The following is a 15,455-nucleotide window of genomic DNA, read 5'->3' as shown; positions in this document are numbered from 1 at the left end:
TACCTGTCAGCTATGCACGATTCGGCTTGATCTGGATCAAATGTTAGCGCAATCATATGGAATGTTAGCGCAAACATGGGAACCGCCAATGATTTCAGAACAACAAGTGCAGGCCTACAAGCGCGACGGCGTCATCGTCGTCCCCGAGGTCCTGGACGCCGGGACGCTCGCCAGGGTGCGCGCGGTAATCGCCGAACTGGTCGCCGGCGCGGCCAAGACGACCGAACACACCGACGTCTACGACCTCGAGCCCGGCCATACTCCGGAAAACCCGCGCGTCCGCCGCATCAAGGCCCCGCAGAAGGTACACCCGATCTTCGACGAGATCGTGCGCAGCGAGCCCGTCATCGCCATCCTCAAGAAGCTGATCGGGCCGGGCCTGCGGCTGCACGGATCGAAGCTCAACATGAAGTCGGCGCAGTATGGCTCGCCGGTCGAGTGGCATCAGGACTGGGCGTTCTATCCACACACCAATGACGACATACTCGCGATCGGCGTGCTGCTCGACGATTGCGATCTCGCCAACGGCCCGATGCTGGTGACCCCAGGTACGCATACCCGCGAAGTCTGGAATCACCACGGCGAGGACGGCTATTTCGAAGGACTGATCGACCCCGACACCATCAAGGATGAAATCGGGCGCGCGGTGCCTTGCATGGGCAAGGCCGGCAGCATGTCGTTCCATCATGTCCGCGCCCTGCACGGCTCGGCCCAGAACACCTCGGACCGGCCACGCAACCTGCTGCTCTATGAAGTCGCCGCCAGCGACGCCTGGCCACTGGCCGGCGTAAAGGACTTCGACGAGTTCAACAGCCGCCTCCTGACGGGCGATCCCGTGATCGTGCCGCGGATGGCCGACGTGCCGATCCGCATGCCGCTGCCGCCGGCCAAGCGGCAAGGATCAATCTACGAAAACCAGGCCAGCTCGAAGAAATCCTACTTCACCCGAGCAGCCTGAGTTTTCGAGACGCGCCCGAGCCAGCCCCCGGGCGCGTTTCTCTTTCCGAGCATGATCCCGGAAAAAGTGGGAACCGGTTTTCCGAAAGGATCATGCTCAACCAAAGAGTACGACCACTAAGACAACGACAATAATTCATAACGGGGGAGACCATGACTGACATTACCGCCCATGACAGCCGTTCGCGCCTGCGCGTGATCCTTGCCGCCAGCATCGGCTCCGCGCTCGAATGGTACGACTTCTTCCTGTACGGCACCGCCGCCGCGCTGGTGTTCGGCGAGTTGTTCTTTCCCAAAAGCGATCCTGTGGTCGGCACGCTGCTGGCGTTCCTGACGTTCGGCGTCGGCTTTGTGGTGCGGCCGCTCGGCGGCGTCCTGTTCGGCATTCTCGGCGACCGGCTCGGGCGTAAACCGGTGCTGGTGGCAACGCTGCTGATGATCGGCGTCGGCACCACGCTGATCGGCGTGCTGCCGACCTATTCGCAGATCGGCATCTGGGCGCCGATCCTGCTGGTCGCGATGCGCGTCGTGCAGGGACTGGGCGCCGGCGCCGAATATGGCGGCGCGGTGATTTATCTGGTCGAGAATGCGCCCCCGCAGCGTCGCGGCTTCTGGGGCAGCTTTGCGCCGCTCGGCGTCTCCGTCGGCAATCTGCTTGCGGCGGCAGCGTTCGCGCTGGTGACGATGCTGCCGCGCGAAGACCTGATGTCGTGGGGCTGGCGCCTGCCGTTCCTGGCAAGCTTCCTGCTGATCCTGGTCGGCATCTATGTCCGCATGAAAGTGGCGGAAACGCCGGTCTATACCGAGGCGGTGGTCGCGCGCGGCAAGATCGAAAAGAACCCGGCCGTGGAAGCGCTCAAGCGCCATCCGCGCAACTTCCTGGTGGTGCTCGGCTCGCGCCTTGGCGAGAACGGGCTCGGCTATCTCTTCCCGGTATTCGGCCTTTCCTACTGCATCACCACGCTGGGCATACCGAAATCCGAGGCGCTCAGCGCGCTGATGCTGGCTTTCGGGGTCGAGCTCTTCACCATCGTCGGCTTTGCCTCGCTCTCCGACCGCATCGGGCGGCGTCCGGTCTACATGTTCGGCGCGCTGTTCGGCATCTTCTGGGCCTTCGCCTTCTTCTGGCTGGTCGGCACCAAGGAGTGGATCTGGATCGCGGTCGCCTTCATCGGCGCACGTGCTATCGTGACGGCCGCGATGTTCGGGCCGCAGGCGGCGTACTTCGCCGAACTGTTCCCGCCGCAGCGGCGCTTCGCGGGCTTTGCCTTCGCGCGCGAACTCGGCTCGCTGCTGGCCGGCGGACCCGCGCCGTTCGTCGCAGCCGCACTGGTGGCGGCGTTCGGAAGCTGGTGGCCGGTCGCCTGCTACGCGGCCCTGCTGGCCGCGCTAACCGTGATCGCGATCTGGTTCGGGCCCGAGACTTACGAAGAAAATATCACCGTCGACAACACGGCCGACGGTGCGCTCAACGCCGCAGCGATGCCAGCGCGGGCCTAGAGCATGATCCGGAAAAGCCTGCCCCGCACTTGATGCGGGGTGGGCCCGAGGACATGCAAACAAAAAAGATAGAGCCCAATGGCGCAAAAACTCCGCATCCTACAGTCGCTCTGGGCGATGGAGCGGCGGCTGGCGGATGAAGCGGAGTGGCCGCTACAGACGCAACTGAAGATGATCCGCGACGCCGGCTTCAATGGAGCCGGCGTCCGTTTCATCGATCCCGCCTTCGCCACCGAAGTCACGTCCTTCCTGCGCCCGCATGGCATGATCTGGCAGGCGCAGTGCTATCCCAAAAATGTCGACGACCTGAAGCCGGTGCTGGAGCTGGTGGCGAAGCTGGGTGCCGATCACGTCAACCTGCAACCGGACGTGCGGCCGTACCGGATCGAGGACTGCATTCCCTTTATCGAGGGCTGGCGTCGTCTCGCGGACGAGGCCGGCGTTGCCGTGCATGTGGAAACCCATCGCGACCGCATGACCACCGACCTGTTCTTCACGCTGCATCTGCTCGACCTGTTTCCCGATCTGCGGCTGACCGCGGACGTCTCGCACTATCTGGTCGGGCGCGAATTCGCCTGGCCGGTCGACGAGGTCAATCACGGCCTGATCCATCGCATCCTCGACAATAGCTGGGGCATTCACGGCCGCATCGCGAGCCGCGAGCAGGTCCAGATCTCGCTTGGTTTCCCGCAGCATCAAGGCTGGGTCGACCTGTTCATGGGCTGGTGGGAATACGCCATCCGCTCCTGGCGGAAGCGCGCCGGCCCCGATGCGGTGCTGACATTTTTGTGCGAGCTCGGCCCGCCGCCCTACGCCATCACCGGCCCCGACGGGCGCGAACTGTCCGACCGCTGGCAGGACGCGCTCGTCATGAAGGACATGGTGCGCGCACTGTGGCAGCGCATCGAAGATGACGAAGCGAGTCTCCTGCTGCGCGCCTAACGGCGATGGCAGGACATGACAAACGCTGATCCAATCCGGGACATCGCAATCTCATGACAGCCGTAACCGCATGTGACGGACCCATGACGATCACGAAACTTCTTCCGCTTCTTGCGCGGCACCCGCGCCGTCAAGGTTAACGCGCGTCGAAAGACCGTTAACAAAGCCTCAACATTGACTCCGGTTTGCGCCGCAGTAATGGTTGCTGATGCGTAAACGTTTTGACTGATCGCTTTCTTGAACATTCATTGCTTTGGCGTCGTGTGTGGTGGTTGGAGTGTGTTGCGTCATGACAAAGGCAGGCTGGGTTGCCGGCCCTAGCGCTGCGCACTCCACGAAAAACTCCAATTCCGGCCAATCAACAAGCGTTCTGAACCGTACACGCATCGCGATGTAACGCGAGCGGAGGAGTGCCCATGCCCACCATCATTCCTGCGCAGTATATCGGCTCTTTGGTCCGGCCGAAATTGCACATCGATGACAGCGGGCAATTCGTGCTCGACACCGCCGAAGGGTTGCACTCTCTTTATATTGGCCCGCCCGCCAGCATGCCCTATCCGCCGATTTTCTTTGCGCCAGATGCGGCCGTTACCGCCTATCCGGATGCTTCGGGCACCATCTCGGCGCTCAGGCCCCAGTCCATGTTATGTCCGCTTCCGACCGCGCCGACGCCGCTGCGCGCGGCCGACGGAGGCGTCGAGGGCACTTCGCCGACCGCGGGTGAAGCCCACCTGACCCAGACCCAACTCGATTTCGCCGTGGCGACCGCCATCACGCAATGGGCGCAGGCCGGAGCATCCGCCGCGCAACTGGCAAAACTATCAGCCATTGCCTTCACCGTGGCCGACCTTGCGGGCGACGCGCTCGGCAAGCACACCGCCGGCCACATCGAGATCGATGCCGACGCGGCCGGCCATGGCTGGTTCATCGACCCGACGCCCAACGACAATTCCGAATTCGCGCACGCCGGGAATGCCGCCGGCACCGACCTGTCCGCGGACCCGGCCAGCGCCGCGGCCGGCCATCTCGATCTATTGACCGCCGTGATGCACGAGATGGGCCACGAACTCGGGCTCGACCACACGGCGGACGCTCACGACCTGATGTACGCCAGCCTCGCCGATGGCAAACGGCGGCTGCCGGCGATATCAGACGTGGCGCAGGCCGACGGCACGGAGATATTTTCCTTCGAGCACATCGGCGTCACCGCGCCGGCTCCGCCGGCCGATTTCGCCGGTGTGGCGCTCACAATCAGCACGGTCAATGCCGGCCATGCCGGCGGCACGCTGACCGTCACCGCGGGCGCCGACGGCTTTGTGTTCGCCGTTACTGGCGTCGGCGCGATGGCGCCGTCTTCAGCACCGCTGCCGATCCCGCAGCTCGCCAATTACAATTTTGCCGACGGCGATCATGTCGGTTTCTCGGCGCTGACGGCGCCATTTCACGCCTGGGTGGACATTGCGCAAATCGCCGGCGATCATCTCAACATGCTGGTCGACAGCCACAACGCCGCACATCACCTCGACCTGCTGATCTAGCACCCGGAAAGCTTGCCGCACACTCGATGCGTATCCCGGCCCGCCACCTGTCGGTGGGATGACGATCATTGGTCGCCCGGCTGGCATCCCACCATCCAAAGCGCATCTTCAGGCATGACGCGGCACACTTCCTCCGCTAACCTTCACCTCAAGGCGGCAGCCAAGCCGCCATGTCCGGGGAGGACAAGCGCGTGCACAAGGGCCGGGTCGCCTTCGGCGCCATGGATGAAGTCGTGTTTGGCCGCCATGCGGCCGAGGCCATCCCCGAGCAGCTCGATCGGCTCGGCGCTGTCAGCGCGTTCCTCATGGTCAGCGGCACGCTCAACCGGGAAACCGGCGAGATCGACAAGATCCGTCAGGCGATCGGCGAGCGCTGCGCCGGCACCTTCGACAACATGCCGTCGCATACGCCGCGCGAAGCCGTCATCGCCGCCGCCAACCAGGCCCGCGCCGCCAAGGCCGACCTGATCGTCACCGTCGGCGGCGGCTCGATCACCGACGGCGCGAAAGCCGTGCAGCTTTGCCTCGCCAACGATGTCTCCACCATCGAAGGCATTGACGCCATCCGCGTCCGCGGCGGCGAGGAACCGCCGCTCAAAGCCCCTCACATTCGTCAGATCAGCGTGCCCACCACCATCGCCGGCGGCGAGTTCAGCCATATCGCAGGGGTCACCGACGAACGCACGCATGTGAAGCAGATGCTACGCCACGCCCTGACCATCCCGCGCGCGGCCATCCTCGATCCCTGGCTGTCCGTGCATACGCCGGAATGGCTGTTCCTCTCCACCGGCATCCGCGCCGTCGATCATTGCGTCGAGGGCATCTGCGCCCGCGAGGCGCATCCTTATTCCGACGCGCAGGCGATCAAGGGCCTGTCGATGCTGACGCAAGGCTTGCAGCGCGTGAAGGCCGACGCCGGCGATATCGAGGCGCGGCTGGATTGCCAGATCGGCACCTGGCTCTCGATGGCGCCGTTGTCAGGCGGCGTGCCGATGGGGGCGAGCCACGGCATAGGCTATGTGCTGGGCGGCGGCTTCGGCGTGCCGCACGGCTACACCTCCTGCGTGATGCTGCCCGCCGTGATGCGCTGGAACAAGCCGGCCAATGCGGAGCGTCAGGCGATCGTCGCGGAAGCAATGGGTCATCCCGGCAAGGATGCCGGCGACGTGCTCGACGATTTCATCAGGGGACTCGGCATGCCGCGCAGCCTACAGGACGTCCGCGTCGGGCCCGAACACTTTGACCAGATCGCCGAACAGGCGATGCGCACGAACTGGGTGCCGCGCAACCCACGCAAGATCGACGGGCCGGCGCAGCTTCGTGAGATTCTTTTGATGGCCGCGTAGAGCATGATCCGGAAAAGTGGGAACCGGTTTTCCGAAAAGATCATGCTCCAATAAAAGAGACTGGAGAAACAATGTACACCGGCAAGCATGCTCACCTTCGTCCGCTGCAACCCGCCTTCATCATGGCCTCTACCGGTGAGACCGTGACCTATCGCGAACTGGAGGCGCGCTCCAACCGGCTGGCGCATCTGTTCCGCAAGCAGGGCCTCCAGCGGCTCGACCACTATTCGATCTTCATGGAGAACAACAGCCGCTACCTCGAGGCCTGCGGCGCCGGCGAACGTTCCGGCCTCTATTTCACCTGCGTGAACTCCTACCTGACGCCTGGTGAGCTTGCCTACATCCTGACCAACAGCGAGTCGCGCATTCTCATCACCTCGAAGGCAAAGCTCGACGTCGCCCGCGAGGCGATCAAGGAGTGCCCCAGGATCGAGCTCTGCATCGTCGCCGATGGCGACGACGAGAGCGACCGTATCGTCGGGCTGGAGCAGGCGACGAAGGGATTGCCGAAGACGCCGATCGCCGACGAATATAACGGCACGGCCATGCTCTACTCCTCCGGCACCACCGGCCGTCCCAAGGGCATCTTGCGGCCGCTGCCGGAACAGCCGCCGTCGCAGCAACTGCCGCTGTTCGATTTCCTGCAAAAGCTCTGGCAGTACCGCGAAGGCATGATCTACCTGTCGCCGGCACCGCTCTATCACTCGGCGCCGCAGGCCGCGGTCAATCTCACCATCCGGATGGGCGGCACCGTCGTCATCATGGAGAGCTTCGATCCCGAGCGCTACCTGCAACTCGTGGAGCAATGGGGCATCACCCATACGCAGCTTGTGCCGACCATGTTCTCGCGCCTGCTCAAGCTGCCGGAAGAGGTGCGCCAGCGCTACGACCTCTCCTCGCTGGAGATCGCGATCCATGCCGCGGCGCCCTGCCCTGCGGCGGTCAAGGACGACATGATCAAATGGTGGGGGCCGATCATCCACGAATATTACGGCGCCACCGAGGGTCTCGGCTTCACCGCCTGCAACAGCCAGGAATGGCTGGCGCATCGCGGCACGGTCGGCCGCGTGCTGCTCGGCGATCTGCATATCCTCGACGAGAACATGCAAGCGTGCCCGAAGGGAACGCCCGGCACGGTGTGGTTCAAGACCGCCTCGCCGTTCGAATATTTCAACGACCCGACCAAGACCAAGGAGGCGCGCTCGGCGGACGGCAGCATGAGCACGGTCGGCGATGTCGGTTATGTCGATGACGACAATTTCCTCTACCTCACCGACCGTGCCACCTTCATGATCATCTCGGGCGGGGTGAACATCTATCCGCAGGAATGCGAGAACCTCCTGATCACGCATCCCAAGATCGCCGATGCCGCCGTGTTCGGCGTGCCCAATCCCGATCTCGGCGAGGAAGTGAAGGCAGTGGTGCAACCGATGCCCGGCATTTCGCCGTGCGACGAGCTCGCCGCGGAGCTGATCGCCTTCTGTAGCCAGTCGCTGTCGCGCCAGAAGGTGCCGCGCTCGATCGACTTCGAGGCCGAGCTGCCGCGGCTGCCGACCGGAAAACTCTACAAGCGCCTGCTCCGCGACCGCTACTGGGGCAGCAAGACGTCGAGGATCGTGTGAGCACGCTCTGACAATAAGAAAATGGGAGAACCTCCATGGAAATCGTTCCCCTTCGTCCCGGATTCGGCGCCGAACTCCGCGGTGTCACGCTCTCCGATGTTGCGAGCGACGATGACGCCTACAAGGCTGTGCGCGCCGCGTTCGAGGAATATTCGGTGCTGGTGTTTCGCGGCCAGGAGGTGACCGACGACATCCAGCTTGCGTTCTCGCGCCGCTTCGGCCCGCCCGAGGTGACGAAGGTCGGCTCGATGGGAACGGGCTCGCACTTCGTGATCCTCTCCACCATCGGCCCCGACGGAAAGGTCGTGCCAGCAGATCACCGGCAGGCAATGCGCGCCAAGGCCAACCAGCTCTGGCACACCGACTCGTCCTTCAAGCGCGTGCCGGCGCTGACCTCGATCCTGTCGGCGCGCACCATCCCCGAGCATGGCGGCGAAACCGAATTCGTCTCGATGCGCCTCGCCTTCGAGAAGCTCGATGAGGGCATGCAGAAGAAGCTCGAAAACTCCTTTGCCTGGCACAGCTATGCGCATTCGCGCGGCCAGATCGCGCCGGGCCTTGCGACGCCTGAGGAGCAGGCGGCGTTGCCGCCGGTGTGCTGGCGCATGGTGTGGAAGAACCCGGTCAACGGCCGCGGCGCGGTCTATCTGGCCTCGCACGCCTACGCCGTCGAAGGCATGGATGCCGCCGCGGGCAAAAAGCTGATCGACGAACTGACGGCGGCCGCGACCGCGCCGGGGACGAGCTACCTGCATCAGTGGAAGCAGGGCGACGTCGTGATGTGGGACAACCGCGCCACCATGCATCGCGGCCGGCCGTGGCCGGCCCATGAGGCACGGCTGATGATCCGCACCACGATCTCGGCCACCGAGGCCGACGGCGTCGCCAATATGGGCCTGCCCTCGCCACAGGCGGCGGAATAGCTCGGGAATTGCCCCGTGAAAATGAACGACAGGACGGCGGTTCCGGACCGAACGTCCTTGCACAACTGCCGTGGCGCGGAATGCCGCGCTGCATTCATAGTCCGAAGTAGCAAGTCTGCCGCAGCCGCTGTGGGTTGCCCGGTCTCGCCGTCATGGTATCGTTGATGCCAATCGGGACGCTGAGACCGAACATATCGAGGGAGGACTACATGCGGAGCGTGCAAGCGCTTGCCGTCGCGATATTGGCTATGCTGACGGCTTACGATCCGACGCTCGCAGCCGAGCCCAAACCGGGCGGCATCTTCCGAATCTATCACCGCGACAGCCCTGGCAGCGCCTCGATCCACGAAGGCGCGACCTATTCGCTGAACGTGCCGTTCATGCCGATCTTCAACAACCTCGTCCTGTACGACCAGCACAAGGCCCAGAACAGCCTCGATACGATCGTGCCCGAACTGGCGCAGAGCTGGGCCTGGAGCGGCGACGGCAAGAAGCTGACGTTCAAGCTGCGCAACGACGTCAAATGGCACGACGGCAAGCCGTTCACCGCGGCCGACGTCAAGTGCACCTTCGACATGCTGATGGGCAAGTCGCAGCAGAAATTCCGGCAGAACCCGCGAAAGTCCTGGTATGACCAGGTCGAGGACGTCACGGCCAACGGGGATTACGAGGCGTCCTTCAACCTCAAGCGTCCGCAGCCGAGCCTCTTGGCGCTGCTCGCTTCCGGCTATACGCCGATCTATCCCTGCCACGTGTCGCCGGGCGACATGCGCACCAAGCCGGTCGGCACCGGCCCGTTCAAATTCGTCGAGTTCAAGGCGAACGAGTCGATCAAGCTCACCAAAAATCCCGACTACTGGAAGAAGGGCTTGCCCTATCTCGACGGCATCGAGTTCACCATCATCACCAACCGCTCCACCGCCGTGCTGGGCTTCATCTCCGGCAAGTTCGACATGACCTTCCCGACCGAGGTGACGATCCCGCTGCTCAAGGACGTCAAGGCGCAGGCGCCGAATGCGGTATGCGTGCTGGAGCCGAACAACGTTTCAACCAACATCATCGTCAACTCGTCCAATCCGCCGTTCGACAATATCGACGTGCGCCGCGCGCTGGCGCTGGCGCTCGACCGCAAGGCCTTCATCCAGATCCAGTTCGAGGGCCAGGCCGATATCGGCGGCACCATGCAGCCGGGTCCGGCAGGCCTGTGGGCGATGCCCAAGGAAATGCTGGAGACGATCCCCGGCTACGGCCCCGACATCGAGAAGAACCGCGACGAAGCGCGCAAGCTGATGCAGAAGGCCGGCTTCGGCCCGGACAAGCGCCTCGCGATCAAGATCGCCACGCGCAACATTCCGATCTATCGCGATCCCGCCATCGTCCTGATCGACCAGATCAAGAGCATCTATATCGACGCCGAGCTCGACGTCGTCGACACTGCGCAATGGTTCCCGAAGGTGGCACGCAAGGACTATTCGCTCGGCCTCAACCTGACCGGCAACGCGGTGGACGATCCCGACCAGTCCTTCTACGAGAATTATGCCTGCGGCTCGGAGCGGAACTACACCGGGTATTGCAACAGGGAGATCGAAAAGCTGTTCGACCAGCAATCGGCCGAGCCGGACCTCAACAAGCGCAAGAAGCTGGTGTGGGAGATCGACAAGAAGCTACAGGAGGACGTCGCCCGCCCCATCATCTTCCACAGCCGGAGCGGAACCTGCTGGCAGCCCTACGTCAAGAACATCACGATTATGTCGAACAGCTCCTATAACGGTTTCCGCTACGAAGACGTCTGGCTGGACAAGTAAGGTCCGCCGGCCCAAGGTTACGAGCAGCTAAAAGGGAGCCACAAGGTGTTTGCCTATCTCGTGCGACGCCTCGCCCTGATGCTCGTGACCCTGTTCGGGATCTCGGTCATCGTCTTCGTGCTGCTGCGCATCGTGCCCGGCAACATCGTCGATATCCTGTTCGACGCCGCCGGCTTCGTCGATCCCACCGACAAGGCCAACCTCGAAAAGGAGCTTGGCCTCAGCGATCCCATCGTTGTGCAATACTTCAAATGGATCGGCGGCCTGCTACAGGGCGATCTCGGCTATTCCTACGTCTCGGAAAAGCCCGCGCTACAGGAAATCCTGCCGCGGATTCCGATCACGGCAAAGCTCGCCGGCCTCGCGCTGTTGTTCTCGGCGTCGATTGGCATTCCCCTTGGCGTCATCAGCGCCGTGCATCAGGGAACCAAGCTCGACTACACGCTTCGCGTCATCAGCCTCAGCGGCCTGTCGCTGCCTTCGTTCTGGCTCGGCCTGTTGATCCTGATGGCGTCGGTCTCGATGTTCGGCGCCATGCCGATCTTCAACCCGAACCCGAGGATGTGGACGGAGGCGTTTGCGATCTACGCGGTGCCGGCGATGGCCGTCGGTTTCCGCAGCGCCGCGCTGACCATGCGCATCACCCGCTCCTCGATGCTGGAGATTTTGCGGCAGGATTATATCCGCACCGCGCGCGCCAAGGGCGCTTCGGAAGCGTCCGTCAACTATCACCATGCGCTGAAGAACGCGGTGCTGCCCGTCATCACCGTGATCGGCATCGAGGCGGCGTTCCTGATCGGCGGCCTGATCGTGACGGAAACCGTGTTCAACATTCCCGGCATCGCCCGCTTCCTCGTGGAGGCGCTGCGCTGGCGCGATTATCCGATCGTGCAGAACCTCGTGATGTTCATCGCGGTGGTGGTCGTCACGGCGAACTTTATCGTCGACATGCTCTATGCGGCGATCGATCCGCGCATCAGGTACGGGGATTAGAGTATGACCCGGAAAAGTGGGAACCGGTTTTCCCTGCGACAAACGCGAAGCGTTTGCGCGGAGGTCATGCTCAAGACGAAGAGAGTCCCATGACCGCTGTCAATTTCGACAATGAACTGCGGCGGGCCGGGGCCAACGCCACCCATGGCTGGCGGCGGCTGGCATTCCTCGCCCGGCGCTACGTGCTCGGCACGTTCGGCCTCATCATCATGGTGCTGTTCGTGTGGACGGCGCTGTCGGCCGACCTGATCTCGCGCTACGATCCGCTGACGGTCGATTCCGCCCATCGCCTTGCGCCGCCAAGTTGGCAACATTGGCTGGGAACCGATTCCTTCGGCCGCGATGTCTGGGCCCGCATCATCCACGGCGCACGCATTTCGCTTGCGGTCGGCATCGGCTCGACCGCGCTCGGCGCGACGCTGGGTGTCATCGTCGGCCTTGTCTCCGGCTATCTCTCCGGCTGGGTCGACCTCGTGTTCCAGCGCATCACCGACATCCTGCAATCGCTGCCGCTGCTGGTGCTGGCGCTGGTGATGACCGCGGCGCTCGGCCCCTCGCTGCCCAATGTGATCATCGCGATCGCCATTCCGCTGATCCCGACCGTGTCGCGGGTGATCCGGGCCAACACGCTGGCGCTGCGCGAGCAGCCGTTCGTGGAGGCCGCGAAATCGATCGGCATGAGCGAGACCCGCATCGCCATCCGCCATGTGCTGCCGAACACGCTGGCGCCGCTGATCGTGCTCGCCACCGCGCAGCTCGGCTCCACCATCCTGACCGAAGCCTCACTGTCCTTCCTCGGCCTCGGCATTCCCGAACCCTATCCGTCCTGGGGCCGCATGCTCTCCGAATCCGCCGCCGAATATGTCCGCACCGCGCCGTGGCTGGTGATCTTCCCCGGCGTTGCCATCAGCCTCGCGGTGTTCGGCACCAATCTGTTCGGCGACGCCCTTCGCGACATCCTCGATCCAAGGCAGCGCGGCTGATGAACGCGCCGGCTTCCGAAGATTTGATCCTCGACGTGAAGAACCTGAAAACGGTGTTCTTCACCAATTCCGGCCTGTTCAAGGCGGTCGACGACGTCTCCTTCAACGTCAAGCGCGGCGAGACGCTGGCGATCGTCGGCGAGTCCGGTTGCGGCAAGAGCGTGAGCGCGCTCTCGATCATGCGCCTGGTGCCGAACCCGCCCGGAAGAATCGTCGGCGGCTCGGTGACGCTGGAGGGTACCGACCTGCTCGCGCTTGGCGAGGACGAGATGCGCGCGATCCGCGGCAACCGCATGTCGATGATCTTTCAGGAGCCGATGACCTCGCTCAATCCGGTGATGCGGATCGGCGACCAGATCACCGAGGCGCTGCGGCTGCACCAGGACATGACCAGCAAGCAGGCCTGGAAGCGCGCGGTCGAGATGCTGAAGCTGGTGAGGATACCCGAGCCCGAGCGGCGGGCGCGTGAATATCCGCACCAGCTCTCCGGCGGCATGCGCCAGCGTGCGATGATCGCGATGGCGCTGGCCTGCCGGCCGGCGCTGCTGATCGCGGACGAGCCGACCACCGCGCTCGACGTCACCATTCAGGCGCAGATCCTGGCGCTGATCGTCGATCTACAGAAGGAGCTCGGCACCGGTCTGATCCTGATCACCCACGATCTCGGCGTGGTGGCGCAGACCGCGCAGCGCGTGATCGTGATGTATGCCGGCAAGAAGGTCGAGGAAGCCAGTGTCGAGGATTTGTTCGAGAATCCAAAACATCCCTATACGCGCGGACTGATGGCCTCGATGCCGGCGGTGATCGCGCTCGGCGCGCGGAACGATACGCGGTTGACCGAAATTCCGGGCATGGTGCCGTCGCTGACGAATCTGCCGGTGGGTTGCGCTTTCGCACCACGCTGCAAGATGGCGATCGACCGCTGCCGCGAGCAATATCCGCCGCTGGACGAGTTCGGCGACAAGCATTTTGCCGCATGCTGGCGAGCGGCTGAAATCGAAGGAGCGCCGGTATGACCGCCACCCGTCCGCTCCTCGAAGTCACCGATCTCGTCAAGCATTTCGCCGTGCGCGGCGGCATCTTGCGCCGCCAGGTCGGCACCGTGCACGCGGTCGACGGCGTCAGCTTTTCGCTTCAGCCTGGCGAAACGCTGGGGCTGGTGGGCGAATCCGGCTGCGGAAAGTCGACGGTGGCGCGGACCGTGCTGCGACTGGTCGAGCCGACCAGCGGCGCGATCAAGCTGAACGGCGAGGACATCGCTGGTATCAGCAAGACGGAACTGCGTCCGTACCGTCGCGAGATGCAGATCGTGTTCCAGGACCCGTTCGCATCGCTCAATCCGCGCATGACCGCAGGCGACATCGTCGGCGAGCCCTTGACCGTACATGGTCTCGCCGCCGGCGACGAGAAGCAGGCGCGGGTCGCAGAACTATTCCGGCAGGTCGGCCTGCGGCCCGACCAGATGAAAAACTTCCCGCATCAGTTCTCCGGCGGCCAGCGGCAGCGTATCTGCATCGCCCGCGCGCTGGCGCTGGGGCCGAGCCTGATCGTCTGCGATGAGCCGGTCTCCGCGCTCGACGTCTCGATCCAGGCCCAGGTGATCAATCTGTTGATCGACCTGCAACGGCAGAACGGCTTCTCCTATCTGTTCATCGCGCACGACCTCGCCGTCGTCGCCCATATCAGCCACCGCGTCGCCGTGATGTATCTCGGCCGCATCGTCGAGATATCAGACAAGGCCGAGCTGTTCGCCAATCCGCGTCATCCCTACACGCAGGCGCTGCTGGCCTCCGTGCCGGTCGCAAATCCGAAGACGAAGCGGCTGAGGCCGATGGTCGACGGCGACGTGCCGAGCCCCATCAACCCGCCCTCCGGCTGCGCCTTCCACACCCGTTGCCGCTACGTGATGGACCGCTGCAAGACGGAGCGGCCGGTATTGGCGGACGCAGGCACCGGTCATCAGGTGGCCTGTTGGCTCAATGAGGGAACGGGGCGCGGCCAGTAGACCGCAGCGCCCGGATCACCGGCCAGGCCGCCAGCGCGGCAGCCAGATGCTTGAGCGTGTGGCCCGAGACAATGTGCCCTGTCGCTTCGAACACGGTCGCATCGCCGAGCTCGAACAGCTTGGCCAGCACGTAAAAGAATATTACTCCGCCTAACGGCACGCCAACCGCGCCAGGCCGCGGCCGTGTCAGCGCAAGTCCGACGGCAAGCGCCATGCCGCCAAACTGCACGGCCACCCACGGCATGAGGTTCTCGCGTGCCACCCAGGCCGCGAGCGGCCCCGCAACGACCATCAGCAGCATCACCACCCGACCGGCGCGCAGGCTGACGCGCTCGGCGGCCGCGATGCCCAGGAAGCCCGCGAACGCCACCGCCATGCCGAGACGATCGGCCACCAGCCGCTGCGGCGCCTCGGGATCGAGATGATAAATGGTCGATCCTGCGCAAGTGAGGATCAGGCCGACGAAGAGGCAGTTCGCCCCCACAAGCGCATCGTTGCGGGCACGCAGCGTCAGGCCCCAGACACCCATCGCCAGGAAGGCCAGGTTGCTCAGCACATCGCCGATGTTGGGGAGACCGAGCCAGTTGCGCGTGTCGACATAGTGCGGGATGGGCCAGGCGGACGCGGGCAGCGCGGGCGCGAAGAGCGCCACCATCACCAGGGCGAGCAGCGCTGCGAGCAGATATTTTTCGCGGACGTGCGAGGGAACGAATGGCAGTCGGCGAGACGCTGAGGGCAGCGTGCCGTCGGTCTCTCGGGCGGGATCAGTCGCGTGCAACATGCAGGCCTTCACAAAATTTGAGCAATGCTCAGAATAAACATTAAAAATGAGCGATGCTCA

The 15,455-nt window shown here is 63.9% G+C and carries 13 protein-coding genes; 12 read left to right on the top strand and 1 reads right to left on the bottom strand.

All coding sequences use genetic code 11. The features are described 5' to 3' along the window. Positions 1-88 precede the first annotated feature (88 nt). The 12 genes from JQ628_RS18625 to JQ628_RS18570 all read left to right on the top strand — a co-directional run bounded on the left by JQ628_RS18625 (position 89) and on the right by JQ628_RS18570 (position 14,614). Positions 89-958, top strand: a complete 870-nt coding sequence (locus JQ628_RS18625; protein WP_212224356.1) for a phytanoyl-CoA dioxygenase family protein — start codon at positions 89-91, stop codon at positions 956-958. A gap of 152 nt (positions 959-1,110) precedes the next feature. Beyond that, positions 1,111-2,457: an MFS transporter gene (locus JQ628_RS18620; protein ID WP_212224355.1), complete on the top strand. Its 1,347-nt coding sequence runs from the start codon at positions 1,111-1,113 to the stop codon at positions 2,455-2,457. 78 nt (positions 2,458-2,535) lie between these two features. Beyond that, positions 2,536-3,399, top strand: a complete 864-nt coding sequence (locus JQ628_RS18615) for a sugar phosphate isomerase/epimerase family protein (protein ID WP_212224352.1) — start codon at positions 2,536-2,538, stop codon at positions 3,397-3,399. Positions 3,400-3,815: 416 nt separating this feature from the next. Then, the gene (locus JQ628_RS18610) at positions 3,816-4,937 is read left to right on the top strand and encodes a matrixin family metalloprotease (protein ID WP_212224351.1); all 1,122 of its coding nucleotides are present in this window, start codon (positions 3,816-3,818) and stop codon (positions 4,935-4,937) included. A 191-nt stretch (positions 4,938-5,128) separates the two neighbouring features. Next, on the top strand, positions 5,129-6,283 hold the full coding sequence (locus JQ628_RS18605; protein ID WP_212224521.1) for an iron-containing alcohol dehydrogenase: 1,155 nt from the start codon (positions 5,129-5,131) through the stop codon (positions 6,281-6,283). A gap of 71 nt (positions 6,284-6,354) precedes the next feature. Then, the gene (locus tag JQ628_RS18600; RefSeq protein ID WP_212224350.1) at positions 6,355-7,905 is read left to right on the top strand and encodes an AMP-binding protein; all 1,551 of its coding nucleotides are present in this window, start codon (positions 6,355-6,357) and stop codon (positions 7,903-7,905) included. Positions 7,906-7,940: 35 nt separating this feature from the next. After that, positions 7,941-8,828: a TauD/TfdA dioxygenase family protein gene (locus tag JQ628_RS18595; protein WP_212224349.1), complete on the top strand. Its 888-nt coding sequence runs from the start codon at positions 7,941-7,943 to the stop codon at positions 8,826-8,828. Positions 8,829-9,037: 209 nt separating this feature from the next. Further along, on the top strand, positions 9,038-10,633 hold the full coding sequence (locus JQ628_RS18590) for an ABC transporter substrate-binding protein (protein WP_212224348.1): 1,596 nt from the start codon (positions 9,038-9,040) through the stop codon (positions 10,631-10,633). Positions 10,634-10,678: 45 nt separating this feature from the next. Next, positions 10,679-11,626, top strand: coding sequence for an ABC transporter permease (locus JQ628_RS18585; RefSeq protein WP_212224347.1), 948 nt, complete (start codon positions 10,679-10,681; stop codon positions 11,624-11,626). 89 nt (positions 11,627-11,715) lie between these two features. Next, on the top strand, positions 11,716-12,609 hold the full coding sequence (locus tag JQ628_RS18580) for an ABC transporter permease (protein WP_212224346.1): 894 nt from the start codon (positions 11,716-11,718) through the stop codon (positions 12,607-12,609). Beyond that, positions 12,609-13,625, top strand: a complete 1,017-nt coding sequence (locus tag JQ628_RS18575; RefSeq protein WP_212224344.1) for an ABC transporter ATP-binding protein — start codon at positions 12,609-12,611, stop codon at positions 13,623-13,625. Before JQ628_RS18580 ends, JQ628_RS18575 begins: the two co-directional genes overlap by 1 nt. Then, positions 13,622-14,614, top strand: coding sequence for an ABC transporter ATP-binding protein (locus JQ628_RS18570; protein ID WP_212224342.1), 993 nt, complete (start codon positions 13,622-13,624; stop codon positions 14,612-14,614). The genes JQ628_RS18575 and JQ628_RS18570 overlap by 4 nt, the downstream gene beginning before the upstream one ends. Here JQ628_RS18570 and JQ628_RS18565 read toward each other — a convergent pair. Then, on the bottom strand, positions 14,586-15,395 hold the full coding sequence (locus tag JQ628_RS18565) for a hypothetical protein (RefSeq protein ID WP_212224340.1): 810 nt from the start codon (positions 15,393-15,395) through the stop codon (positions 14,586-14,588). The genes JQ628_RS18570 and JQ628_RS18565 overlap by 29 nt on opposite strands. Positions 15,396-15,455 lie beyond the last annotated feature (60 nt).

The sequence above is a fragment of the Bradyrhizobium lablabi genome (genome assembly GCF_018129385.1).
GTDB lineage: Bacteria > Pseudomonadota > Alphaproteobacteria > Rhizobiales > Xanthobacteraceae > Bradyrhizobium > Bradyrhizobium lablabi_C.
The sequence above is the reverse complement of the archived record's forward strand: the minus strand, read 5'-3'. Positions and strand labels throughout refer to the sequence as shown.

Bases quoted from the DNA above. Each gene is read 5' to 3' on its own strand.
- JQ628_RS18625 (WP_212224356.1), top strand. From the start codon at position 89: ATGATTTCAGAACAACAAGTGCAGGCCTACAAGCGCGACGGCGTCATC.
- JQ628_RS18620 (WP_212224355.1), top strand. From the start codon at position 1,111: ATGACTGACATTACCGCCCATGACAGCCGTTCGCGCCTGCGCGTGATC.
- JQ628_RS18615 (WP_212224352.1), top strand. From the start codon at position 2,536: ATGGCGCAAAAACTCCGCATCCTACAGTCGCTCTGGGCGATGGAGCGG.
- JQ628_RS18610 (WP_212224351.1), top strand. From the start codon at position 3,816: ATGCCCACCATCATTCCTGCGCAGTATATCGGCTCTTTGGTCCGGCCG.
- JQ628_RS18600 (WP_212224350.1), top strand. From the start codon at position 6,355: ATGTACACCGGCAAGCATGCTCACCTTCGTCCGCTGCAACCCGCCTTC.
- JQ628_RS18595 (WP_212224349.1), top strand. From the start codon at position 7,941: ATGGAAATCGTTCCCCTTCGTCCCGGATTCGGCGCCGAACTCCGCGGT.
- JQ628_RS18590 (WP_212224348.1), top strand. From the start codon at position 9,038: ATGCGGAGCGTGCAAGCGCTTGCCGTCGCGATATTGGCTATGCTGACG.
- JQ628_RS18580 (WP_212224346.1), top strand. From the start codon at position 11,716: ATGACCGCTGTCAATTTCGACAATGAACTGCGGCGGGCCGGGGCCAAC.
- JQ628_RS18575 (WP_212224344.1), top strand. From the start codon at position 12,609: ATGAACGCGCCGGCTTCCGAAGATTTGATCCTCGACGTGAAGAACCTG.
- JQ628_RS18570 (WP_212224342.1), top strand. From the start codon at position 13,622: ATGACCGCCACCCGTCCGCTCCTCGAAGTCACCGATCTCGTCAAGCAT.
- JQ628_RS18565 (WP_212224340.1), bottom strand. From the start codon at position 15,395: ATGTTGCACGCGACTGATCCCGCCCGAGAGACCGACGGCACGCTGCCC.